The organism is Mycobacterium kiyosense, from assembly GCA_021654635.1.
Classification (GTDB): domain Bacteria; phylum Actinomycetota; class Actinomycetes; order Mycobacteriales; family Mycobacteriaceae; genus Mycobacterium; species Mycobacterium kiyosense.
The window spans coordinates 3614778-3637770 of the sequence record AP025179.1 but is presented as its reverse complement, the minus strand read 5'-3'; the positions used below and the strand labels follow the sequence as shown (position 1 = coordinate 3637770).

General features: G+C 67.9%; 17 protein-coding genes and 5 pseudogenes. 15 read left to right on the top strand and 7 right to left on the bottom strand.

Annotated features, from left to right (window positions below):
- The first annotated feature begins 248 nt into the window (after positions 1-248).
- The 5 genes and pseudogenes from uvrC (at position 249) to L6444_RS16940 (ending at position 6576) form a co-directional block, all read left to right on the top strand.
- A pseudogene (gene uvrC / locus L6444_RS16960) lies at positions 249-2194 on the top strand (excinuclease ABC subunit UvrC).
- Entirely contained in the window at positions 2191-3078 is an 888-nt protein-coding gene (gene rapZ / locus L6444_RS16955; protein WP_236975974.1) for an RNase adapter RapZ, read from the top strand. Before uvrC ends, rapZ begins: the two are co-directional and overlap by 4 nt.
- Positions 3075-4125 (top strand): annotated as a pseudogene (yvcK, locus tag L6444_RS16950) (uridine diphosphate-N-acetylglucosamine-binding protein YvcK). Before rapZ ends, yvcK begins: the two are co-directional and overlap by 4 nt.
- On the top strand, positions 4122-5099 hold the full coding sequence (gene whiA / locus L6444_RS16945) for a DNA-binding protein WhiA (RefSeq protein WP_236975966.1): 978 nt from the start codon (positions 4122-4124) through the stop codon (positions 5097-5099). The pseudogene yvcK and the gene whiA overlap by 4 nt, the downstream one beginning before the upstream one ends.
- 94 nt (positions 5100-5193) lie before the next feature.
- Positions 5194-6576, top strand: a complete 1383-nt coding sequence (locus L6444_RS16940) for a WS/DGAT/MGAT family O-acyltransferase (RefSeq protein WP_236975958.1) — start codon at positions 5194-5196, stop codon at positions 6574-6576.
- 4 nt (positions 6577-6580) lie between these two features.
- Here the strand turns inward: L6444_RS16940 and L6444_RS16935 are convergent, their stop codons facing one another.
- The 4 genes from L6444_RS16935 to L6444_RS16920 form a co-directional block, all read right to left on the bottom strand.
- A complete protein-coding gene (locus tag L6444_RS16935; protein WP_236975956.1) occupies positions 6581-7861 on the bottom strand; it encodes an alpha/beta hydrolase in 1281 nt (426 codons plus the stop codon).
- Complete coding sequence (gene fadD12, locus L6444_RS16930; RefSeq protein ID WP_236975948.1) at positions 7858-9483, bottom strand: acyl-CoA ligase FadD12; 1626 nt, start codon at positions 9481-9483, stop codon at positions 7858-7860. The genes L6444_RS16935 and fadD12 overlap by 4 nt, the downstream gene beginning before the upstream one ends.
- A 3-nt stretch (positions 9484-9486) precedes the next feature.
- Positions 9487-10242 (bottom strand): 1-acyl-sn-glycerol-3-phosphate acyltransferase, encoded by a 756-nt coding sequence (locus L6444_RS16925; protein ID WP_236984198.1) that lies wholly within the window; start codon positions 10240-10242, stop codon positions 9487-9489.
- Between the two features lie 101 nt (positions 10243-10343).
- Complete coding sequence (locus tag L6444_RS16920; RefSeq protein WP_236975940.1) at positions 10344-10928, bottom strand: QsdR family transcriptional regulator; 585 nt, start codon at positions 10926-10928, stop codon at positions 10344-10346.
- Positions 10929-11078: 150 nt separating this feature from the next.
- Between L6444_RS16920 and L6444_RS16915 the strand changes: the two genes are divergently transcribed.
- The 6 genes and pseudogenes from L6444_RS16915 to L6444_RS16890 all read left to right on the top strand — a co-directional run bounded on the left by L6444_RS16915 (position 11079) and on the right by L6444_RS16890 (position 17188).
- Positions 11079-11843 (top strand): SDR family NAD(P)-dependent oxidoreductase, encoded by a 765-nt coding sequence (locus tag L6444_RS16915; RefSeq protein ID WP_236975938.1) that lies wholly within the window; start codon positions 11079-11081, stop codon positions 11841-11843.
- A 25-nt stretch (positions 11844-11868) separates the two neighbouring features.
- Entirely contained in the window at positions 11869-13380 is a 1512-nt protein-coding gene (locus tag L6444_RS16910; protein ID WP_236975936.1) for a WS/DGAT/MGAT family O-acyltransferase, read from the top strand.
- Positions 13381-13477: 97 nt separating this feature from the next.
- The gene (locus L6444_RS16905; RefSeq protein ID WP_236975934.1) at positions 13478-14740 is read left to right on the top strand and encodes a PucR family transcriptional regulator; all 1263 of its coding nucleotides are present in this window, start codon (positions 13478-13480) and stop codon (positions 14738-14740) included.
- Positions 14741-14795: 55 nt separating this feature from the next.
- Complete coding sequence (locus L6444_RS16900) at positions 14796-15209, top strand: hypothetical protein (protein ID WP_236975932.1); 414 nt, start codon at positions 14796-14798, stop codon at positions 15207-15209.
- A 297-nt stretch (positions 15210-15506) separates the two neighbouring features.
- Positions 15507-15773, top strand: a pseudogene (locus tag L6444_RS16895) (DUF3556 domain-containing protein); the annotation flags it as partial.
- Entirely contained in the window at positions 15770-17188 is a 1419-nt protein-coding gene (locus L6444_RS16890) for a phytoene desaturase family protein (RefSeq protein WP_236975929.1), read from the top strand. The pseudogene L6444_RS16895 and the gene L6444_RS16890, both read left to right, overlap by 4 nt.
- Before the next feature lie 756 nt (positions 17189-17944).
- On the opposite strand, the pseudogene L6444_RS31185 reads toward L6444_RS16890, so the two are convergent.
- A pseudogene (locus tag L6444_RS31185) lies at positions 17945-18484 on the bottom strand (hypothetical protein); the annotation flags it as partial.
- Between the two features lie 114 nt (positions 18485-18598).
- Positions 18599-18868 (bottom strand): annotated as a pseudogene (locus L6444_RS31180) (hypothetical protein); the annotation flags it as partial.
- Between the two features lie 375 nt (positions 18869-19243).
- Here L6444_RS31180 and gap point away from each other — a divergent pair.
- From gap to tpiA, 3 genes are read left to right on the top strand one after another with little or no spacing between them, the layout of a single operon-like run.
- Positions 19244-20266, top strand: a complete 1023-nt coding sequence (gene gap / locus L6444_RS16880) for a type I glyceraldehyde-3-phosphate dehydrogenase (RefSeq protein WP_236975925.1) — start codon at positions 19244-19246, stop codon at positions 20264-20266.
- 2 nt (positions 20267-20268) lie between these two features.
- Positions 20269-21507: a phosphoglycerate kinase gene (locus L6444_RS16875; RefSeq protein WP_236975911.1), complete on the top strand. Its 1239-nt coding sequence runs from the start codon at positions 20269-20271 to the stop codon at positions 21505-21507.
- On the top strand, positions 21504-22289 hold the full coding sequence (tpiA, locus tag L6444_RS16870) for a triose-phosphate isomerase (protein ID WP_236975903.1): 786 nt from the start codon (positions 21504-21506) through the stop codon (positions 22287-22289). Before L6444_RS16875 ends, tpiA begins: the two co-directional genes overlap by 4 nt.
- 67 nt (positions 22290-22356) lie before the next feature.
- Here tpiA and L6444_RS30690 read toward each other — a convergent pair whose 3' ends face one another.
- Positions 22357-22677, bottom strand: a complete 321-nt coding sequence (locus L6444_RS30690) for a hypothetical protein (RefSeq protein WP_459551859.1) — start codon at positions 22675-22677, stop codon at positions 22357-22359.
- A gap of 94 nt (positions 22678-22771) precedes the next feature.
- Between L6444_RS30690 and L6444_RS30685 the strand changes: the two genes are divergently transcribed.
- Positions 22772-22978: a hypothetical protein gene (locus L6444_RS30685; RefSeq protein ID WP_459551858.1), complete on the top strand. Its 207-nt coding sequence runs from the start codon at positions 22772-22774 to the stop codon at positions 22976-22978.
- The last annotated feature ends 15 nt before the right edge of the window (positions 22979-22993 follow it).

The following is a 22993-nucleotide window of genomic DNA, read 5'->3' as shown; positions in this document are numbered from 1 at the left end:
ACCTTGCGCACGTGCCGCGCGGCTTGCTGAGCCCCTCCTCGAGGATCACCTGCCCGCTGGGGTCGAGGCGGTCCCTGAGGTCGAGGTGATCACGAAAGAATCGTTCCCACCGAGTGTTCGTGGTCCCGACATCGTCGTGGTTCCAGACAGCGTGTTCGGGCGGGCTCCACCAGGATCTCTGCCGCGGATGTGGTGCTGGTCGTGGAGATCGTGTAGCCGGGCTCCCGGCGACCACTAACCTTGATCACGTGCCAGATCCCGCCACCTACCGTCCGGCTCCCGGGTCCATCCCGGTCGAGCCGGGGGGTGTACCGATTCCGGGACACCCACGGCCGGGTCATCTACGTCGGCAAGGCCAAAGAGCCTGCGCAGCCGGCTGACGTCGTACTTCGCCGACGTCGCCAGCCTGCACCCGCGCACCCGGCAGATGGTGACCACCGCGGCCAAGGTCGAGTGGACGGTGGTCAACACCGAGGTCGAGGCGCTGCAGCTGGAATACAACTGGATCAAGGAGTTCGATCCCCGGTTCAACGTCCGCTACCGCGACGACAAGTCCTACCCGGTGCTGGCCGTCACCCTCAACGAGGAGTTCCCGCGGCTGATGGTGTACCGGGGGCCGCGGCGCAAGGGGGTCCGCTATTTCGGGCCGTACTCGCACGCCTGGGCCATCCGCGAAACGCTGGACCTGCTCACCCGGGTGTTCCCGGCGCGCACCTGCTCCAACGGAGTGTTCAAGCGGCACAACCAGATCGACCGGCCGTGTCTGCTGGGCTACATCGACAAATGCTCCGCGCCCTGCATCGGCCGGGTCAGCGCCGAGCAGCACCGTCGGATCGTTTTGGATTTCTGCGACTTCCTGTCCGGCAAGACCGACCGTTACGCCCGCGAGCTGGAACAGCAGATGCACGCGGCGTCCGCCGAGCTCGATTTCGAGCGCGCCGCCCGGCTGCGCGACGACCTGGGCGCGCTCAAGCGGGCGATGGAGAAGCAGGCGGTGGTGCTCGGCGACGGCACCGACGCCGACGTGGTGGCCTTCGCCGACGACGAGCTCGAGGCCGCGGTTCAGGTGTTCCACGTCCGAGGCGGCCGGGTGCGCGGCCAGCGCGGCTGGATCGTCGAGAAGCCCGGCGACCCGAGCGAGTCCGGCGAGGAACAGCTGGTGGAACAGTTCCTCACCCAGTTCTACGGCGATCAGGCCGAATTAGACGGCGCCGCAGACGAATCCGTCAACCCGGTGCCGCGCGAGGTGCTGGTGCCCTGCCTGCCGTCCAACCACGACGAACTGGCCGACTGGCTGTCCGGGTTGCGCGGGTCCCGCGTCGCATTGCGGGTGCCGCGCCGCGGCGACAAGCGCGCCCTGGCCGAAACCGTGGAACGCAACGCGAAAGAGGCTCTGCAACAACACAAGCTGAAGCGAGCAGGCGATTTCAACGCCAGATCCGCTGCGCTGCAGAATATTCAGGAGGCCCTCGGGCTGGCGGACGCCCCGCTGCGTATCGAGTGCGTCGACATCAGCCATGTGCAGGGCACCGACGTGGTGGGCTCGCTGGTGGTGTTCGAGGATGGCCTGCCGCGCAAGTCGGACTACCGCCATTTCGGCATCCGCGAGGCCGCGGGTCAGGGCCGCTCGGACGACGTCGCCTCCATCGCCGAAGTGACCCGGCGCCGCTTCCTGCGGCATCTCAGTGATCAGAGCGACCCGAATATGCTTTCCCCGGAAGGGAAGTCACGACGATTCGCCTACCCGCCCAACCTCTACGTCGTCGACGGCGGCGCGCCGCAGGTCAACGCGGCCAGTGCGGTGCTCGACGAGCTGGGCATCACCGACGTCGCGGTGATCGGTCTGGCCAAGCGGCTCGAGGAGATCTGGGTGCCCTCGGAACCAGACCCGATCATCATGCCGCGCAACAGCGAGGGCCTTTACCTGCTGCAGCGGGTGCGCGACGAGGCCCACCGATTCGCCATCGCCTACCATCGCAGCAAGCGATCCAAGCGGATGACGGCCTCGGCGCTCGACGCGGTTCCCGGCCTCGGCGAGCACCGGCGCAAGGCGCTGGTCACCCACTTCGGATCGATAGCCCGCCTCAAGGAGGCCACCGTCGACCAGATCACCGCCGTCCCCGGTATCGGCGTGGCCACCGCCACCGCCGTCTTGGAAGCGCTACGGCCGGACCCACCCGGAGCCGCCGGATGACCAACGGCGAGGACGCCCCGGCGGGCATCGACGTAGTCCTGGTGACCGGCTTGTCGGGCGCGGGCCGCGGCACCGCCGCGAAGGTGCTCGAAGACCTCGGCTGGTACGTCGCGGACAACCTGCCACCCCAGTTGATCACCCGCATGGTCGATTTCGGGTTGGCGGCCGGGTCGCGGATCACCCAGCTGGCCGTCGTCATGGACGTGCGCTCCCGCGGGTTCACCGGCGACCTCGACGAGGTCCGCACCGAGCTGGCCACCCGCAACATCACCCCGCGCGTGGTGTTCATGGAGGCGTCCGACGACATGCTGGTGCGCCGCTACGAGAACAACCGCCGCAGCCACCCGCTGCAAGGCGAGCAGACCCTGGCCGAGGGCATCGCCGCCGAGCGCCGGATGCTGGCGCCGGTACGCGCGACCGCCGACCTGATCATCGACACCTCGACGCTGTCGGTGCGCGGGCTGCGGGAGAGCATCGAGCGCGCTTTCGGCGGCACCGCCACCGCGACCACCAGCGTCACCGTCGAATCCTTCGGGTTCAAGTACGGCCTGCCGATGGACGCCGACATGGTGATGGATGTGCGTTTCCTGCCCAACCCGCACTGGGTGGACGAGCTACGGCCGCTGACCGGCCAGCATGCCCCGGTGCGCGACTACGTGCTGAGTCAGCCCGGCGCGGCTGAGTTCCTGCAGACCTATCACCGGTTGCTGGCGCTGGTGGTCGACGGCTACCGACGGGAGGGCAAGCGCTATATGACGGTGGCGGTCGGGTGCACGGGGGGCAAGCACCGCAGCGTGGCGATCGCGGAGGCCCTGATGGGACTACTGGGGGCGGACCCGCAACTGGCGGTGCGGGTACTGCACCGGGATCTGGGCCGCGAATGAGCTCCCCGGCGAATCAGAGCATCGTCGCCCTCGGCGGCGGGCACGGCTTGTATGCCACGCTGTCGGCTGCCCGCCGGCTGACGCCGTACGTCACCGCGATCGTGACGGTCGCCGACGACGGCGGCTCCTCGGGCCGGCTGCGCAGCGAACTGGACGTGGTGCCGCCGGGCGATCTGCGAATGGCATTGGCGGCGTTGGCATCCGATAGTCCCTACGGGCGGCTGTGGGCGACGATACTGCAGCACCGCTTCGGTGGCACCGGTGCGCTGGCCGGGCACCCGATCGGCAACCTGTTGCTGGCCGGCCTGTCGGAAATGCTGGCCGACCCCGTTGCGGCGCTCGACGAAATCGGGCGCATCCTGGGCGTCAAGGGCCGGGTGCTGCCGATGTGCCCGATCGCGCTGCAGATCGAGGCCGACGTGTCCGGCCTGGAGAGCGACCCGCGGATGTTCCGGCTGATCCGTGGCCAGGTCGCGATCGCGACGACCCCGGGCAAGGTGCGCCGGGTGCGGTTGCTGCCCACCGACCCGCCGGCCACCCGGCAGGCCGTCGACGCGATAATGGCCGCCGATCTGGTGGTGCTCGGGCCCGGATCGTGGTTCACCAGCGTGATTCCGCACGTGCTGGTGCCGGGGCTGCTGCAAGCGCTGCGGGCCACCACCGCGCGCAAGGCGTTGGTGCTCAATCTGGTCGCCGAGCCGGGCGAGACGGCCGGGTTCTCGGTGGAACGGCACCTGCACGTGCTGGTGCAGCACGCGCCGGAGTTCCGGGTGGACGACATCATCATCGACGCCGACCGGGTGCCCAGCGATCGCGAGCGCGACCAGTTGCGCCGCACCGCGACGCTGCTACATGCCGAGGTCCACTTCGCCGACGTGGCCCGACCTGGTACACCTTTACATGACCCGGGCAAGCTTGCGGCAGCGCTGGACGGGGTACGGGCACGTGACAGCGGCTCGGTGCGGCCGTCGGTGACGGCCACGGAGGAGATACCGATCGACGGCGGCCGTCGGGAACGAACCAAGGGGTGACGACGCGTGGCGATGACGACTGAAGTCAAGGACGAGCTGAGCCGTCTGGTGGTCAAGTCGGTCAGTGCTCGGCGTGCGGAGGTCACCTCGCTGCTGCGGTTCGCCGGCGGGTTGCACATTGTGGCGGGCCGGGTGGTGGTCGAGGCCGAGGTGGATCTGGGCAGCATCGCGCGCCGGCTGCGCAAGGACATCTTCGACCTGTACGGCTACAACGCGGTCGTGCATGTCTTGTCGGCCAGCGGGATTCGCAAGAACACCCGGTACGTGCTGCGGGTCGCCAGCGACGGTGAAGCGCTGGCCCGCCAGACGGGTCTGCTGGACATGCGTGGCCGTCCGGTGCGCGGCCTGCCCGCCCAGGTTGTGGGCGGCAGCGTCGCCGACGCCGAAGCCGCCTGGCGGGGCGCATTTTTGGCGCACGGGTCGCTGACCGAGCCGGGTCGTTCCTCGGCGCTGGAGGTCAGTTGCCCCGGGCCCGAGGCGGCGCTGGCGCTGGTCGGTGCGGCACGCCGGCTCGGTGTCAGCGCCAAGGCGCGCGAGGTGCGCGGTGCCGACCGGGTGGTGGTGCGCGACGGCGAGGCCATCGGCGCGCTGCTCACCCGGATGGGCGCCCAGGACACCCGGCTGGTCTGGGAGGAGCGTCGGCTGCGCCGGGAGGTGCGGGCCACCGCAAACCGGCTGGCCAATTTCGACGACGCCAACCTGCGCCGCTCGGCGCGCGCGGCGGTGGCGGCGGCGGCGCGGGTGGAACGCGCGCTGGAGATCCTCGGTGACACCGTGCCCGACCACCTGGCCACCGCGGGTCAGCTGCGCGTCGAGCACCGGCAGGCCTCGCTGGAAGAGCTGGGTCGTCTCGCCGACCCGCCGATGACGAAAGATGCTGTGGCAGGCCGTATTCGGCGCCTGCTGTCGATGGCCGACCGTAAGGCCAAGGTGGACGGTATTCCCGACACCGAGTCGGCGGTGACCCCCGACCTGTTAGAGGACGCTTAACCGCTTGCGCGCGAGTGCGACCGGGCTGCGAACGCAGCCGCATGATTTCGCGACCTGGTTACATTCGCGGCCGGGCTCGGGCTACGGTCATGTAATGAAACGGCTTTCTAGTGTTGATGCGGCGTTCTGGTCGGCCGAAACCTCCGGCTGGCACATGCACGTCGGCGCGCTGGCGATCTGCGATCCCAGCGATGCGCCCGACTACAGCTTCCATCGACTACGGGAACTGCTGATCGAGCGGCTGCCGGAGATCCCGCAACTGCGGTGGCGGGTGGAGGGTGCGCCGCTGGGCCTGGACCGGCCGTGGTTCGTCGAGGACGAGGAACTCGACGTCGACTTCCACATCCGCCGCATCGGGGTGCCCGCCCCGGGCGGGCGGCGTGAGGTCGAAGAGCTCGTCGGTCGGCTGATGTCCTACAAGCTGGACCGCTCGCGGCCGCTGTGGGAACTCTGGGTCATCGAGGGCGTCGAAGGCGGTCGCATCGCGACGCTGACCAAGATGCATCACGCCATCGTCGACGGTGTCTCCGGGGCGGGGTTGGGCGAGATCCTGTTGGACGTCACCCCGGAACCGCGGCCGCCGCAGAAGGAGACGATCGGATTCGTCGGCTTCACCATCCCGGGTCTGGAGCGGCGCGCGCTCGGCGCTCTGGTGAACCTGGGCATCATGACGCCCTTTCGCATCGCCCGGCTGGTGGAGCAGACGGTGCGTCAGCAGATCGCCGCGCTGGGGGTGGCGACCCGGCCGCCGCGCTATTTCGAGGCCCCCAAGACCCGATTCAACGCGGCGGTGTCCCCGCACCGCCGCATCACCGGCTGCCGCATCGAGTTGGAGCGGGCCAAGGCCGTCAAAGACGCGTTCGGCGTCAAGCTCAACGACGTCGTGCTGGCGATCGTGGCCGGCGCGGTGCGGGAGTATCTGCTCAAACGGGACGAGTTGCCCTACAAGCCGCTGATCGCCCAGATTCCGGTTTCCACCCGCACCGACGAGAACAAGTCCGACGTCGGCAACCAGATCAGCTCGATGACGGCCTCGCTGGCCACCGACATCGAGGACCCGGCCGAGCGGCTCAGGGCCATCCACGAGAGCACCCGCAGCGCCAAGGAAATGGCCAAAGCCCTTTCGGCACACCAGATCATGGGCCTCACCGAGACCACGCCGCCGGGCCTGCTGCAGTTGGCCGCACGTGCCTATACGGCCACCGGCTTGTCGCGGAATCTGGCGCCGATCAACCTGGTCGTCTCCAACGTTCCCGGCCCGTCGTTTCCGCTGTACATGGCGGGCGCCAAGCTGGACTCGCTGGTTCCGCTGGGTCCGCCGGTGATGGACGTCGCGCTCAACATCACCTGCTTCTCCTACCAGGAGTTCCTGGACTTCGGGTTCGTGACGACGCCCGAGGTGGCCAACGACATCGACGAGATGGCCGACGCGATCGAACCGGCCCTGGCCGAATTGGAACGCGCCGCAGACCTGTGATCGGCTAGCGGTCGCCCAGATACTTGGTCACGTACACCCAGGACAGGAACCTGGCAACCGCCTCGGCGGATTTGTGGGCCCGCGGTGAGGCGAAGATGTCGAAAGCGTGCTGCGCGTTGGGTAATTCGGCGTAGGCGACCGGCGATTTGGACACCGCGCGCAGCTCGTCGACGAAATCCCGCGCCTCCTGCACCGGAATCAGCGAGTCGTCGGCCCCGTGCAGGACGAAGAACGGTGGCGCGTCCGGCCGCACGTAGGTGATGGGGGAGGCGTCGATGTAGATGTCGCGGTGGGTGCTGATCTTCTTCTTGACCACCAGCCGCGCGAGCACCTCGAGGAATTCACCGCGGCCGGGTTCGTCGATGGAAAACCAGTCGTATCGGCCGTAGAACGGAACCGCCGCGGCCACCGAGGTGTCGGATTCTTCGAATCCCGGCTGGAACTTCGGGTCGTTGGGGGTCAGCGCGGCCAGCGAAGACAGATGGCCCCCGGCCGAACCTCCGCTGATCACAACGAAATTCGGGTCCCCACCGTATTTGGCGATGTTCTCCTTGACCCAGGTCAGCGCACGCTTGACGTCGACGATGTGGTCGGGCCAGGTGTGCAGCGGCGACACCCGGTAGTTCATCGACACACACACCCAGCCCCGCGAAACCAGGTATTCCATCAGCGGATACGCCTGCGGGCGGCGCCATCCGATCATCCACGCCCCGCCGGGCACCTGCAGCAGCACCGGCGCCTTGCCGTCGCGCGGCAGGTCGCGGCGACGCCAGATGTCGGCCAGGTTGGCGCGCCCGTGCGGGCCGTAGCGCACGATGTTCTGCTTGTCGACGTAGCGGCGCCGCGCCACGGTGGACCGCAGCGGCGGGTTGCGCCGGCCGGGTGCGCCGGCCAGCTCGGAGGGCAGTTGGCGCAACGCGTCGGTGTAGTCCGGACCGAGTTGCTCGGTCAGCGCCGACTCCAGCACGGGCCCAGGGGTTTTCACGCCCCGGTAGGCGATCACGCCCAGGATCGCCCAGGAGGCGGCCGTCAGGGCGAGCGCCACCTTGCCCTTGGGCCCGTCGAAATCGCCGCGCCGGCTGCGCCGCAGCGCGTCCACGGCCGAAACGCCTGCGTAGACGAACGGCACCTCCGAGGTCGGCCAGCCGAACCAGAACACCGTCGGGGCAGCCCACGGATTGCGGGTGACGGGGTGTAATCCGTTGGCGGCGTTGACCAATTCCACTGTCGCGCGGGTCAGCGGCCGGGGCCGGCGCACTTGCGCGATCACTTGACGGAGGTTCATGAGCCACTCACCCGTGCCTTCAGTTCGTTGCGCAGAATCTTGCCGGTGCTACCGCGGGGAAGCTCGTCGAGCACCGTGATCTCGCGCGGCACTTTATAGTTCGCCAGGTTGTCGCGGACGTGCTGCTTGAGGGTGTCGACGTCGGCGGCGGCGCCGGGTTCGAGCACCACGAACGCCGCCAGTCGCTGCCCGTACTGCTCGTCGTCCACGCCGAGCACCGACGCCTCGGCCACCTCCGGGTGGGTGGCCAGGGTCTTCTCCACCTCGATCGGGTAGACGTTTTCACCGCCGGAGACGATCATCTCGTCGTCGCGGCCTACCACGAACAGGCGCCCGTTCTCGTCCAGATATCCGACGTCTCCGGACGACATGAAGCCGGCGTGAAAGTCTTTGGTCTTGCCGGATGTGTACCCGTCGAACTGGGTGTCGTTGCGGACGTAGATGGTGCCGACTTCGCCGGTGGGCAGTTCGTTGAATTCGGGGTCCAGGATCCGGATCTCGGTTCCGCCGGCCGGTGTGCCCGCGGTGTCGGGTGCGGCGCGCAGGTCGGCCGGTGTGGCGGTGGCGATCATGCCCGCCTCGGTGGCGTTGTAGTTGTTGTAGATCACGTCACCGAATTGATCCATGAACGAGATCACCACGTCGGGCCGCATCCGCGAGCCCGACGCAGCGGCGAAGCGTAACGACTTGCCGCTGTAGCGGTTTCGCACCTCGTCGGGCAGGTCCATGATCCGGTCGAACATCACCGGCACCACCGCGAGTCCCGTCGCCTGGTATTTGTCGATCAACGCCAGCGTCGCTTCGGGGTCGAACTTGCGCCGGGTGACGATCGTGCACGCCATCGATGCGGCGAAGATCAGCTGCGAAAAGCCCCACGCGTGGAACATCGGTGCCACGATGACGATGGTTTCCTCGGCCCGCCACGGCGTGCGGTCCAGGATCGCCTTGAGTGTGCCGATTCCAGCGTTGCCGCCAGACTGCTTGGCGCCCTTGGGTGTTCCGGTGGTGCCGGAGGTGAGCAGGATGATCTTGCCCTTGCCGCCGTCGCGCCGCGGCTGCTGGCCGGCATGCGCGGCGATCAGCTTCTCCACCGTGTGTTCCTGCGGTGTGTCGGTCCACGCCAGAATCCGCGCGGCGTCCGGCACATCGGCCAGCGCGCGGTCGACGGTGGCGGTGAACTCCTCGTCGTAGATCACCGTGTCGACGCCCTCGCGGGTCACCACCTCGGCCAGCGCCGGCCCGGCGAAAGACGTGTTCAGCAACAGGATGTCGGCGCCAATCCGGTTGGCGGCCACCACCGCTTCGACGAATCCACGGTGGTTGCGGCACATGATGCCGACCACACTTTCGGTCGCCCGGAGGGGCAGCTGCTGCAGCGCCGCGGCCAGCGCGTTGATCCGCTCGTCGAGTTGCCGCCAGGTGAGCGTGCCCAGTTCGTCGATCAGGGCAAGACGGTCCGGGCAGCGCTGCGGCGCGCCGGCGAATCCCGCCGTCATGCCCATGCCTTCGCGGCGCATCGCGGCGATCATCTTCAGGTAGCGGTCGGGCCGCATCGGCGCGATCATCCCGGCGCGCCTCATGGTGCGGATGACTCCGAGGATTTTCTCGATGCGAGATGCCATGGCTCAGCCGACAATCGGGAAGCGACGCTTGGCGGCGAGCTCGTTGAGACCCGCCTGCATCACCGACCGCACGTGCTCGTCCACCGCGTCGACATCGGGATCGGCACCGAATTCGGCGGCGATGTCGATCGGTTCCAGCACCTGCATCACGATCTTGGCGGGCAGCGGCAGATTGGGTGGGATCGCGGCACTGAACCCGAACGGAAAGCCGAACGACAGCGGCAGGATGTCGCTGCGGATGAGCCGCTTCAAACCCAGTCGTTTGGCCAGCCAGGTGCCGCGGGTCAGATACAGCTGGGTTTCCTGGCCCCCGATGCCCACCAGCGGCACGATGGGCACTCCGGCCGCGATCGCGGTGCGGACGTAGCCTTTACGACCGTTGAAGTCGATGACGTTCTCGGCGGTGGTCGGCCGGTACGCGTCGTAGTCGCCGCCGGGAAAGACGACCACCACTCCGCCGGAGCGCAGTGCGGCGGCGGCGTTCTCCGGGTTGGCGCGGATGTAGCCGGTTTTGCGGAAGATGTCTCCGGTCGGGCCCATGAACAGGATGTCGTGGCTCAGCGTCAGCACCGGGCGTTCGTAGCCGAACTTGTCGTAGAAGTCGGTGCTGAAGATCGGCACGTCCATCGGGAACTGCCCGCCGGAGTGGTTGGCGACCACCAGCGCGCCGCCGGACGGAAACAAATCCAGGCCGTGCACCTCGCTGCGGAAGTACGTTTTCAACACCGGTCGCATCATGGAGATCATCCGCTGGGTCATGCCAGGGTCGAACTTGCCGATGTCGTCTTCGCTCACTGAGGCTCCTTTGCCGACGAGTTCCTCGATCGTAGCGACCGGTCGTGCGGCCTCGACAGGAAACCTCAGCGCAGCAAGGCTGCGATCGCCTGCTCGGCTCCGTCGATATCGAGTTGCTCGCCGGTGATGAGGTCGGCGTAGAGGAAGGACTCGATGATCCGCATGATCAGGTAGGCAAGGTCGTGCGGTGGCAGCGGCGGGTTGAGCCGTCCCAGTGAAATCTCTTCGTCCAGAAGTGTTTCGACGGCAGCGACCACCCGTGCCTGGATGGTGCCGGCGCGCGTGGTCAGGATTCGCAGCGCGCGTTCGGGTTCGCGGCGCAGGAATTCCCGGAAGTACTCCGCTTGGTCCATCATGCGGGCGAACCGGCCCGAGATCGCCGCAATGCGCTGGCCGCCGGTTCCCGACGAGTCGCGAACCGCCAGCGCCAGAGTGGGTTTAGCCAGCGACCAGAGGATCTCGGCGAGCAGTTCGTCGCGGCTGCCGACCCAGCGGAACAGGGTGGCCCGGTTCACGCCGAGTTCGGCGGCCAGCTCGCGCATTTCGATGCGGCGGCCTTCGACGAACCAGCGACGGGCGATGCGGAAGGCGGTCAGCGCGTCCGGGCGCCGATCCTCGGCGAGTAGACGCGCCAACGGTGTCTGACTCATTCGCGCACCACCCGCCAGCGTTTTAGGAAATGTCGTAGTGATGCAACATATTAGCAGGAATACATTTCAGTGAGCTTTCTCTCCATTCAATGCATAGATGCAACATTTATGGATACGATGCATGCTGCCCCGCGTGAAAGGACCCCGCGAATGACCATCCTCGACAGCTTCCGGCTTGACGACCGCATCGCTATCGTCACCGGCGCTTCCAGCGGCCTCGGAGTCGGGTTCGCCGCGGCGCTCGCCGAAGCGGGAGCGCACGTGGTGCTGGGTGCCCGGCGCGAGGATCGGATGGCCCGCACCGCGGCGCTGGTCGAGAACGCCGGCCGCCGATCCCTGGCGGTGCGCACCGACGTCACCCAGCCGGCCGACTGCCAGAACCTGGTCCAGGCCGCGATGGACACATTCGGGCGGGTCGACATTCTGGTCAACAACGCCGGCGTGGGGACTGCCGTGCCGGCCCTGCGTGAGACACCCGAAGAGTTCCGGTCCGTGATCGATCTCAACCTCAACGGCAGCTACTGGATGGCGCAGGCGTGCGCGCAGGTGATGCGGCCCGGCAGTTCCATCGTCAATATCAGCAGTGTGCTCGGCCTGACCTCGGGTGGTCTGCCGCAGGCCGCCTACGCGTCCTCCAAGGCCGGCGTGATCGGCCTGACCCGCGATCTGGCCCAGCAATGGACCGGACGTAAAGGTATCCGGGTCAACGCGCTGGCACCTGGTTTCTTCGAGTCGGAGATGACCGACGAACTCCCAGCCGGCTACCTTGACGCCACTGTCGTTCCGCGCACCCTCGTCGGCCGCATCGGCCGCACCGAAGAGTTGAGTACCGCCCTGATTTTCCTCGCCAGTGACGCCAGCAGCTACATCACCGGCATCACGCTGCCCGTCGAAGGCGGCATGCTGGCCAACTGAGCGCCGAAAACCCAAGGAGCCGTTCGTGAAGCAACTCAGCGGTCTGGACGCCGCGTTTCTGCATATGGAAACCTCGACGACGTTCGGGCATGTCACCAGCGTGATGATCTTCGAGCGGCCCCGGCGGGACTACGACGCCTACGCCGCGGTGTACGCCAAGTTCGCGTCGCTGGTGGGCGAACTCGAGCCGCTGCGCAGGCGTCTGGTCGAGGTGCCGTTCGGGCTGGATCACCCGTACTGGGTGTCCGACCCGAATCTGGACCTCGATTTCCACATCCGTGAATTGCGTTTGGCCAAGCCGGGTTTGATCGACCAGCTGGCCGATCAGGTGTGCCGGATCGTCGGGCGTCCGATGGACCGGACCCGCCCGCTGTGGGAGGTCTACGTCATCGACGGGTTGGCCGACGGGCGGTGGGCGCTGTTGACCAAGTATCACCACGCCACCATCGACGGGGCGTCGGGCCAGTTGATGCTGCAGATCGTGACCGATACCGCGCCCGATGCCCTGCCGCCGGGCGACGGGTCGCAGTGGCAGTCCGAATCACTACCGGGCGCCGGAGAACTATTGCGCCGCACAGCAATTCGTTTGGCGGGCAACCCGTTCCGGGCGATACGGGTGCAGACGCGGATCGTGCGGCAACTCGCCGACGCCGCCGGAATCCGCGGCGTGGGAAGCGCCGCTGCAGTCGCGGGGTCAGTGGTCAAACGAGTAGCCGGCACCGGCATCGGCGACCTTGCGCGTGTCTCGCTGCCCAGCGTGTCGGCGCCGTCGGCACCGTGGAACAAGACCATCACCGCCCATCGTCGATTCGCAATGCGCACAACGTCTTTGGAGAACATCAAGCGCCTCAAGGAGGCGACGGGCGGTACCGTCAACGACATCGTGATGGCGATCTGTGCCGGCGGATTGCGCGAATACCTGTTGGCTCACGACGCGCTGCCCGATCGACCGCTGCGGGCCATGGTGCCGGTGTCGATCCGGACCGGCGACGAAGCCGACCCATGGACCAACCGGGTGTCGGCCATCGTCGCCGACCTGCCGACCGATTGCGCCGACCCGCTCGAACGGGTCGAGCTGTGCCGGGCCGCGATGCGGCAGGCCAAGCGTCGCTTCGAGCTGGTGCCGGCCGAGGAGCTGGCCGACCTCACCCGGTACTCGGCGCCGGTGCTGTCCACCTCGGCGGTCCGGTTGGCGTCCCGGCTGCAGTTGGCCAACCGGGTCGGGCTGCCCTTCAACGTGGTGATCTCCAACGTTCCCGGGCCGCGCCGCCCGTTGTACTTCGCGGGCGCCAAGCTGTGCCATCAATTTCCGGTGTCGATCGTCACCGACGGGCAGGGCCTCAACATCACGGTGGTCAGCTACCTGGACCGACTCGACTTCGGTTTCATCGCCGACCGCGAGCTGGTACCCGATGTGTGGGACCTCGCCGACATGCATATCGCCGAGATCGGGCGGCTGTTCGACGCGACCGGTGCGCAGTGGGCGCAGCCGCTGCGGCCCGCGCTGCCGCGCCGCGGGCGGGGCGGCGCGCACTGACGTAGACGGTCTCGCGCAACACCGGACGGCCAAAGCATTCCGTCCCGGCCTCGAGACGGGCAGAGTGTTGCGGGGGACTCTGCGGAAGGAACCCGAGGTGCCTGAAGCTGGTGAGGGTCAGCTGTCGGTGATCGCTCGACAGATGGACGCGATCCGCGAGGACTTCATCGCGGACTTGTTCGAGTCGATGCAGAAGCAGATCTCGGGCCTGGACTACGACGGCCGGATGCTGATGATGTGGCGGGCCAGCCTCACCGAGAGCGTGGTCGCGGGCATCCACTATCTGGAACGGGATCAGGCCGAACCCTTCCTGGAAGCACCGGCGGCGGCCCTGGCCTACACCCGGGCGGCCGCGCAGCGCGGTACGCCGTTGTCTGCGCTGGTGCGGGCACACCGCCTGGTACATGCGCGGTTCCTGGAACAGGCGATGCAGTTTGTCGCGCTGTTGGATGCCGCGCAGCGCGTTCCGGCGATCGTCGAACTGGTGAATCGCTGCGCTTGCGTCGTCGATGTGGTCGCGGATCAGCTGATCGTCGCCTACGAGCAGGAGCATGACCGGTGGGTGAGTCGCCGCAGCGGCCTGCAGCAGCAGTGGGTCACCGATCTGCTGGCCGGCACGCCCATCGATGTCCAGCGCGCCGAGATGGTGCTGGGTTATCGGTTGGACGGCGTGCAGATCGCGGCGGTGATGTGGGCCGATACCGCGCTGACCAACCGCGACGTCGCGGCGCTGTTCGACAAGGCTGCGTCGCTGCTGGCGGGGGAGTTGCTGGCGGTCGGGCGGTCCCTGATGGTGCCGACCGACGAGCGGGAGGCCCGGTTGTGGTTCTCCCCGGCCCCGGGCCGGGTGGTGCAACCGACGCAGGCGCGTGCGGCATTCGAGTCGGCCGGCATTGAGGTGCGTCTGGCGTTCGGGCGGGTCGAGCACGGCCTGGACGGGTTCCGGACGTCGCTGAGACAGGCCGAGCGTGCCAAGGCGGTGGCTCTCGCCGGCGGGGACCACCCGTGTGACCGGGTCGTCTGCTACGGGGATATCGCGCCGATCGCGTTGCTGGCCAGTGACCCCGAGGAGTTGCGGCGATTCGTGGCCGACGTGTTGGGCGACCTCGACGTGGACGACGAACGCAACCGGTGGCTTCGTGAAACGTTGCGCGAATTCCTGCTCCGCAACCGCAGCTATGTCGCGACGGCGGAATCAATGAGCTTGCATCGCAACACTATTCAGTATCGCGTCGGTCAGGCCATGGAACGTTGCGGACAGGACTTCGATGATCCCGACGCGGTGCTCAAGGTGCAGTTGGCGCTGGAGGTCTGCCGGTGGATGGGCCGGGTTGTGCTGCGCGCACAAAAGCAGTGGTGAGCTTCGGCGTCGCGACACGTGGTTTCCGTAAGATACGGTACGTTATCGTTCACTCATGATCGCCGCCACGCCGCCCAGCTATCCCCGGTTGCGCGCGACGTCGCATCGAGCGGTACGTGCCCACGAGGGTCGGCATTCCGATGAGAATCTGCATATTCCACCGCATTTCACCGCTCCAAAGCCGGCTCCGCCCGCTGAACCTCGCTATCTTCCCGAGCCACCGACGGGGGATCGGCGCCAAGCCGAGTACTTCCTGGCGCTGTTGACCGCGAACCTGCGGCGCATCGACCATCGGATCGAGAAATGCCGGGCTGGTATCACGTTCGCGCAAGCCGCCGGCGACATCGACAACGTCCTCGGTTTCCGCGACCTGTTCCGGGTCGAACTGCGGGAAAGGCAGACCGTCGAAGCCCTGATCGCGAAGCTGCGGCGGCGATTCTCCCTGCCGGGAGGCGATCAGGTCCGCTGATCCTCGGACGGGCGCCGTGGTCTCGGCGCCCGCACATCCAGGGCGGCATGCCAGGCGATTGAGGGGTCGCACGGAGTGTCTGTCCGCCTAACCGTCGCCGAGCGTGCGCCAGTCGGGAAAGATCCGTCGGGCTGGATCTTCCCGCACTGCGCACGTTCGGCGACCTTGGCCGACGGCCGATCGGTGTTGCCGCACCCGATACATTTGGACCCGCTGGTTTCACTTGGGGAACGGGGCCGTCATGGGATTCATGTCACCAGACCTTCCGGACGTCGATCACCACGCCTGGCCGACGCAGCCAAACTCTACGACGCCGAGACCGCCGAGGTGATGGCCGACAAGGTGGGGGGCCTTCCGGTCGATGCACTCCCACGGCCGTGCGCTCAACGGCCTGCGGTCCCGGGCGCTGGGCGCCGACGAAGCCGATTACCAAGTGCGCGAAGAAGAAATCGTGGCAGGGCCGGGTACGTCGACGTCGCGGACATGCTGACCCGCCAGCCCTGGCCGGAACCCGGCGACGAATTCCCGGTTCCCGTCAGGTCGCTGCGCGCTGTGCCGGCATGACGACCGCTGTCGTCGTCGGCGCCGGGCCCAACGGGCTGGCCGCCGCAATCCACCTGGCCCGCCAGGGCGTCGACGTGCAGGTGCTCGAGGCGCAGGACACCATCGGGGGAGGCGTGCGCTCGGGTGAATTGACGGTGCCCGGCGTCGTCCACGACCACTGCTCGGCGTTTCATCCGCTCGGCGTGGGCTCCCCGTTCTGGAAGGAGATCGGACTCGAGAGTTACGGGCTGACGTGGAAGTGGCCGGAGATCGACTGCGCACATCCGCTCGAGGACGGCACCGTCGGTCTGCTCTATCAGTCGATCACCAAGACCGCCAAGGGACTTGGTGCGGATCGCCGTCGATGGAAGGCGGCGGTCGGCGGACTGGCCAAGGGCTTCGACGCCCTGGCCCAAGACCTGCTGCGCCCGGTCCTCAACATTCCGCGGCATCCGATCCGCCTGGCGGCCTTCGGTCCGCGCGCGGTGCTGCCGGCCACCGCGGTGGCCGGCTGGTTCCACACCGAGCAGGCGCGGGCCCTGTACGGCGGGGCGGCCGCGCACGCCTTCACCCGGCTGGATCGGCCGCTGACCGCCTCGCTCGGACTGATGATCCTGGCCAGCGGGCACCGGTACGGCTGGCCCGTGGCCGAAGGTGGATCCGGCGCCATCGCACGCGCGTTGGGTGCGGCGCTGGCCGCCGCGGGCGGACGGGTGAGCACCGGTGTCACCGTCACCCGCCGCCGCGACATCCCGACCGCGGACATCGTCATGCTCGACCTCAGCCCCGCCCAGGTTCTCGATCTGTACGGCGATGCGATGCCGGCCCGCATCAGGCGGTCCTATCGGCGTTACCGCGAAGGTTCCTCGGCGTTCAAGGTCGACTTCGCGATCGATGGCGACATCCCCTGGGCCAACCCCGATTGCGGGCGGGCCGGGACGGTGCATCTGGGCGGTAGCTTCCAAGAGATCGCCGAGACCGAACGCCAACGCGCACAAGGCAAGATGGTGCAACGTCCGTTCGTGCTGCTCGGGCAGCAGTATCTGGCCGACCCGTCCCGGTCGGCGGGCAACATCAACCCGATCTACGCGTACGCGCACGTGCCGTACGGCTACACCGGCGACGCGACGGCCGCGATCGTCGACCAGATCGAGCGGTTCGCGCCCGGGTTTCGCGACCGTATCGTCGCGACGGTGTCCACCAGCACCGGCGAACTGCAGGCCCGCAATCCCAGCTTCATCGGCGGCGACATCATCGGCGGCGCCAACGACCGGTTGCAGATCCTCTTCCGGCCGCGGATAGCGGTCGACCCGTATGCGATCGGCGTGCCGGGTGTCTACCTGTGCTCGCAGTCCGGGCCGCCGGGCGCCGGGATACACGGCCTGTGCGGCTATCACGCCGCCGAGGCGGCGCTGCGCTGGCTGCACAACCGCTGACCGCCGGTGCTGGGGCGCCAAGGCCGGCTGGGCCCGCGGGGCGCGCCGCGTGCGTGCCGCGGCGCTCGGCGGGGCCTTAGGTGCGCCGAACGTCACGCCAGCGTGACGGCCGGCGCCGACAGTCGCGCTGGTGCAACGCTCGGCGGGGCCCTCGGGAGCGTCACGCTGGCGTGACGCTCGGCGCCGGCTGTCACGCTGGTGCAACGCGCAGGGGTGGCGGGCGGCCAACCGCCCCGCGCCGACCACGGCCAATAGACCAACCCGCCCGCGTGGCCGAACCGTGACGAAGCCTTGACCGAATCGCCCACCGCGGCTGCGCTTTCCCTGCTCAGCCCGCCTTTAGCATCGCTATTGCAACCATGTCAGTTAGAGGGAGTTGAGATCAGTGCCAGCGTGCCACGCCACGGTCGACCCGCTACCAAGGTCGACAGCCTTGCGCAGCGGTGTGCCGCCGGACGCGCGACGCACTGGCGGTGTGGACGCCGGAACGCGTCCGCCGCCGAATCAATTAATGCGCTCTGCTGACTAGCTGTTCGCATTCACTGCGAATTACGCATTCTCCGCTGCAGCGGAGTCCACTATTCCTGCGCCGACCGAATCTGATTCGGTGTGCGCGAGGCAATAGTCATATCGGCGTGCCGTAAATCAAGGCGTCGAATAACACACACCCGGCCCGCCGATGTAATTGGGCGTGCGACCCGCGACGAAAAGGAACCCCCGGGTGAAACTCACCCCGGGGGTTCCTCGACGCCGAAATCAGCTAGCAGGACCGGGCCGATAGGGCTGCCCGGGCACCGGCCCTCCCGGCACCGGGCGGGTCGGTTCGCCTTTGCCAGTCCCCGACATGTCGGTGATCGGGGCTGCCACTGGACCGAGGTCGACCAGCGGAGTGCCGGCCGCGATGACCGGAGCCAGCGGAACCGGAACCCCGCCCGCGACGGGTGCGCCGATCGGAACTGGCGCACCGACGGGCACCGGCGCGCCGACGGGGACGGGCGCACCGACGGGGACGGGTGCGCCGATCGGAACTGGCGCACCGACGGGCACCGGCGCGCCGACGGGGACGGGCGCGCCGACCGGTACCGGTGCGCCGACCGGTACCGGTGCGCCGACGGGGACCGGTGCGCCGACGGGGACGGGGGCGCCGACGGGTACCGGCGCAACCACCGGCACCGCCGCCGGACCCGGCACCACCACCGGAACGCCGGCCATGTCGGTCAGCGGCGCACTGGCCGGCGCGCACGCACCGGCAGCGGCCGGGCCGGCGGGCGTCGACTCGCCGGCGGGTGTGGTGCCTCCGGCGGGCGTCGTTCCTCCCGCGCCGGCCGGGCCGCCCGCGGCGCCACCGGGGTAGGCGCAGCAGGTCATCGCGGTCCCCGTCGCGCCCGTAGCCCCCGGAGCTCCCGGAGCTCCCGCGGGCGCGGGTCCGCCCGCGGGCGCCGGGGCCCCAGCGGCTCCCGCGCCGGCGCCGTAAGCGCAGCACGCCGCGGCTGCCGCCGCCGCGGCCGGCGCACCCCCGACTCCCGCCGGTGCGAGTTCCCCGGCCATGCCCTGAATGCACGCGGCGCCGCCCGTCTTGAACGGCAGGGCGGCCGCGACCGGGCTCAATGACAGCGCAGCCCCACACAACCCTGCGGCGGCGGCAATTACCTTGAAGTTGAATCGATCAAAGATCGTCATCAACGTCAACTCCTTTATTCGTGCTCACGCGTGCGTGCTCAATTCCTGGCTGTCAGACGGACCCAATTCTCAGTCGCCATCCAGAACTCAATGCCGCGCCGCACCGCGCCGTATCCAAAAGGTGACTTTCGGGCGGGTTTGTCCGCCCGGAAAAGGCACCGGCCCGGCGAGGTAAATGGATAAGCCCGACGCCCCAGGGCGGATAAACCGAAACGGCGCGCGATCGAATTCGGAGCCACCGCCGACCGCCCGGCCCAGAGCGCGGCAGCGCGGCACCCGGGCCCGCGGTCTAACCGGCCCAGCACAGGTGACCGCCCTGTTCTAGGCTGACCACGAGCGCTGAATCAGCGGAGACGAAAGACTAAGGAGAGACACGTGACGGTCCGAGTTGGCATCAACGGCTTTGGTCGAATCGGACGCAACTTCTACCGCGCCCTCTTGGCCCAGCAGGAGCAGGGCCAGGCCGCCGACATCGAGGTGGTGGCCGTCAACGACCTCACCGACAACGCAGCCCTGGCGCATCTACTGAAGTTCGACTCCATCCTCGGCCGGTTGCCCCAGGAGGTCGGCCTCGAAGGCGACGACACCATCGTCATCGGCGGCAAGAAGATCAAGGCGCTCGAAGTCAAGGAAGGGCCGGCCGCGCTGCCCTGGGGTGATCTGGGCGTCGACGTCGTCGTCGAGTCGACCGGCATCTTCACCAACGCCGCCAAGGCCAAAGGCCACCTGGACGCCGGGGCCAAGAAGGTCATCATCTCCGCGCCGGCTACCGACGAGGACATCACCATCGTGCTGGGTGTCAACGACGACAAGTACGACGGCAGCCAGAACATCATCTCCAACGCGTCGTGCACCACCAACTGCCTGGGGCCCATCGCCAAGGTGCTCAACGACGAGTTCGGCATCGTCCGAGGCCTGATGACCACCGTCCACGCCTACACCCAGGACCAGAACCTGCAGGACGGCCCGCACAAGGACCTGCGCCGGGCACGCGCGGCCGCCCTGAACATCGTGCCCACCTCCACCGGCGCGGCCAAGGCCATCGGCCTGGTGCTGCCCGAACTCAAGGGCAAGCTCGACGGGTATGCGCTGCGGGTGCCGATCCCGACCGGTTCGGCCACCGACCTGACCGTCGAGCTGGAGAAGGCGGCCACTGCGCAAGAAATCAACGCCGCGATGAAGGCCGCCGCCGACGGACCCATGAAGGGCATCCTGAAGTACTACGACGCCCCCATCGTCTCCAGCGACATCGTCACCGATCCGCACAGCTCGATCTTCGACTCCGGCCTGACCAAGGTGATCGACCACTCGGCGAAGGTGGTGGCCTGGTACGACAACGAATGGGGTTACTCCAACCGCCTCATCGACCTGGTCGGCCTCGTCGGCAAGTCGCTCTAGCCGTGAGCGTCCCAACTCTGGAAGACCTTCTCGCCGAAGGTGTTTCGGGTCGCGGCGTGCTGGTGCGCTCCGACCTGAACGTGCCGCTCGACGATGACGGCAACATCACCGACGCCGGGCGGATCACCGCCTCGGTGCCGACGCTCAAAGCACTGCTGGATGCCGGCGCCAAACTGGTCGTCACCGCGCATCTCGGTCGCCCCAAAGACGGGCCCGAGCCGAAGTTCTCGCTGGCGCCGGTTGCGGCGGCGCTCGGTGAGCAACTGGGCAGGCATGTGCAACTGGCCGGCGACGTGGTCGGCACGGACGCGCTGGCCCGCGCCGAGGGCCTCACCGACGGCGACATCCTGCTGCTGGAGAACATCCGCTTCGACAAGCGCGAAACCAGCAAGGACGACGACGAACGCCTGGCCCTGGCCAAGCAACTCGCCGAATTGGTCTCGCCCGGTGGGGCTTTCGTGTCCGACGGGTTCGGGGTAGTGCACCGCAAGCAAGCCTCGGTGTACGACGTCGCGACGCTGCTGCCGCACTACGCCGGGAAGCTGGTCGCCGACGAGATCAAGGTGCTCAAGCAGCTGACCAGTTCCACCGAGCGGCCTTACGCCGTGGTGCTGGGTGGCTCGAAGGTGTCCGACAAGCTCGGGGTGATCGAGTCGCTGGCGACCAAGGCGGACAGCATCGTGATCGGCGGCGGAATGTGCTTCACATTCCTTGCCGCGCAAGGTCATTCGGTGGGTAAATCGCTGCTCGAAGAGGACATGGTGCAGACCTGTCGCGATCTGCTGGAGACTTACCACGACGTGCTGCGGCTGCCCGTCGACATCGTGGTGACCGAGAAGTTCGCCGCCGATTCCCCGCCACAAACGGTGGACGCCAACAAGATTCCCGACGAGCTGATGGGGCTGGACATCGGCCCGGGTTCGGTCAAGCGATTCACCACGTTGCTGTCCAACGCCAGGACCGTTTTCTGGAACGGGCCGATGGGTGTCTTCGAATTTCCCGACTACGCGTCGGGCACCCGGGGCGTCGCCGAAGCGATCGTCGCCGCTACCGGAAAGGGTGCGTTCAGCGTCGTGGGCGGTGGCGATTCCGCCGCGGCGGTCCGTGCGCTGGGAATCCCCGAGGATGCCTTCTCGCACATCTCCACCGGCGGCGGTGCATCGCTGGAATACCTTGAGGGCAAATCGCTTCCCGGTATCGAGGTGCTGACACACGAGCAGCCGACAGGAGAAGACTTGTGAGCCGCAAGCCGCTGATCGCCGGCAACTGGAAGATGAACCTCAACCATTTCGAGGCGATCGCACTGGTGCAGAAGATCGCATTCGCGTTGCCGGACAAGTACTTCGACAAGGTCGACGTCGCGGTGATCCCGCCGTTCACCGACCTGCGCAGCGTGCAGACCTTGGTCGACGGCGACAAGCTGCGCCTCACTTATGGGGCGCAGGACATCTCGCAACACGACTCCGGTGCCTACACCGGTGAGATCAGCGGCGCGTTCCTGGCCAAGCTGGGCTGCACCTACGCCGTCGTCGGGCACTCCGAGCGCCGCACCTATCACAACGAGGACGATGCGCTGGTGGCCGCGAAGGCCGCTGCCGCGCTCAAGCACGAACTCACCCCGATCGTCTGCATCGGGGAGCACCTCGAGGTACGCGAGGCCGGAAATCACGTGTCGCACAACGTCGAACAGCTACGCGGCTCGTTGGCCGGACTGTCCAAGGAGCAGATCGAGAAGGTCGTCATCGCCTACGAACCGGTCTGGGCGATCGGAACCGGACGGGTGGCCAGCTCCGCCGACGCACAGGAGGTGTGCGCGGCCATCCGCGAGGAACTCGGCAAGCTGGCATCCCCGCAGATCGCCGAGACGGTGCGGGTGCTCTACGGCGGATCGGTGAACGCCAAGAACGTCGGCGACCTCGTCGCGCAGCAGGACATCGACGGCGGCCTGGTCGGTGGCGCGTCGCTGGACGGCGAGCAGTTTGCGACGCTGGCGGCGATCGCCGCCGGCGGCCCGCTGCCGTAGCGCGACGGCAAACGCTGATGGTCGGGCAGTCGCACCAGTTTCACGGGTGGTACGAGACGCCCGTAATTCAGCCCCGGGCCGGTGCCGGCGTGCCGATCAGCAGGTGGGGTGCCCCGTCTGCGGCATTGATCCGACGGTGTTGCACGGTCAGACCCGCGCTCTGCAGGGCGTCGATGACCTCGGCTATGGGGCGAAGGCGGAACCCGTGGCCGGTGAACGGTAATTTCGCCATCGTCTCCGGGTCGGCGACGCCGACGACGATGCGCCCCCAATCTGCTGTCACCCGGGCCAATTCGGTGCACGCCTCGTGCAGCTCGGCGACGAAGTAAACGGTGTTGACGGTTAAGACGCCGTTCAGGGCCCCATCGGCGAACGGCAGTCGGGTCAACGACCCGTGGTGCAGCTCCCAATCGCCCCGCCGCGACCTCGCGGCGATACCGTCTTGCGGCCCGTTCGAGCATCATGTCCGACACTTCCACCCCGTGGACACAGCCCGAACCGGTAACGCTGTCGAGCAACAACTTCAGGCCCACCCCGCCGCCGAATCCGACGTCGGCCACCATGTCGTCGTTGCCGGCGTGCAACGCCTGCACAGCTGCGCGCACGAAGCCTCGGTTCCCCCGATTCAGCGCGAGCCCGACGATCCGGCCCACCCACGCCGCGTGGATGGCCGAGCTGCTTGGCGATAGCCGCCATGAGAGCGT

Coding starts and splice junctions, on each gene's coding strand:
- rapZ (WP_236975974.1), top strand. CDS start 2,191: ATGACCAACGGCGAGGACGCCCCGGCGGGCATCGACGTAGTCCTGGTG.
- whiA (WP_236975966.1), top strand. CDS start 4,122: ATGACGACTGAAGTCAAGGACGAGCTGAGCCGTCTGGTGGTCAAGTCG.
- L6444_RS16940 (WP_236975958.1), top strand. CDS start 5,194: ATGAAACGGCTTTCTAGTGTTGATGCGGCGTTCTGGTCGGCCGAAACC.
- L6444_RS16935 (WP_236975956.1), bottom strand. CDS start 7,861: ATGAACCTCCGTCAAGTGATCGCGCAAGTGCGCCGGCCCCGGCCGCTG.
- fadD12 (WP_236975948.1), bottom strand. CDS start 9,483: ATGGCATCTCGCATCGAGAAAATCCTCGGAGTCATCCGCACCATGAGG.
- L6444_RS16925 (WP_236984198.1), bottom strand. CDS start 10,242: ATGACCCAGCGGATGATCTCCATGATGCGACCGGTGTTGAAAACGTAC.
- L6444_RS16920 (WP_236975940.1), bottom strand. CDS start 10,928: ATGAGTCAGACACCGTTGGCGCGTCTACTCGCCGAGGATCGGCGCCCG.
- L6444_RS16915 (WP_236975938.1), top strand. CDS start 11,079: ATGACCATCCTCGACAGCTTCCGGCTTGACGACCGCATCGCTATCGTC.
- L6444_RS16900 (WP_236975932.1), top strand. CDS start 14,796: ATGATCGCCGCCACGCCGCCCAGCTATCCCCGGTTGCGCGCGACGTCG.
- L6444_RS16890 (WP_236975929.1), top strand. CDS start 15,770: ATGACGACCGCTGTCGTCGTCGGCGCCGGGCCCAACGGGCTGGCCGCC.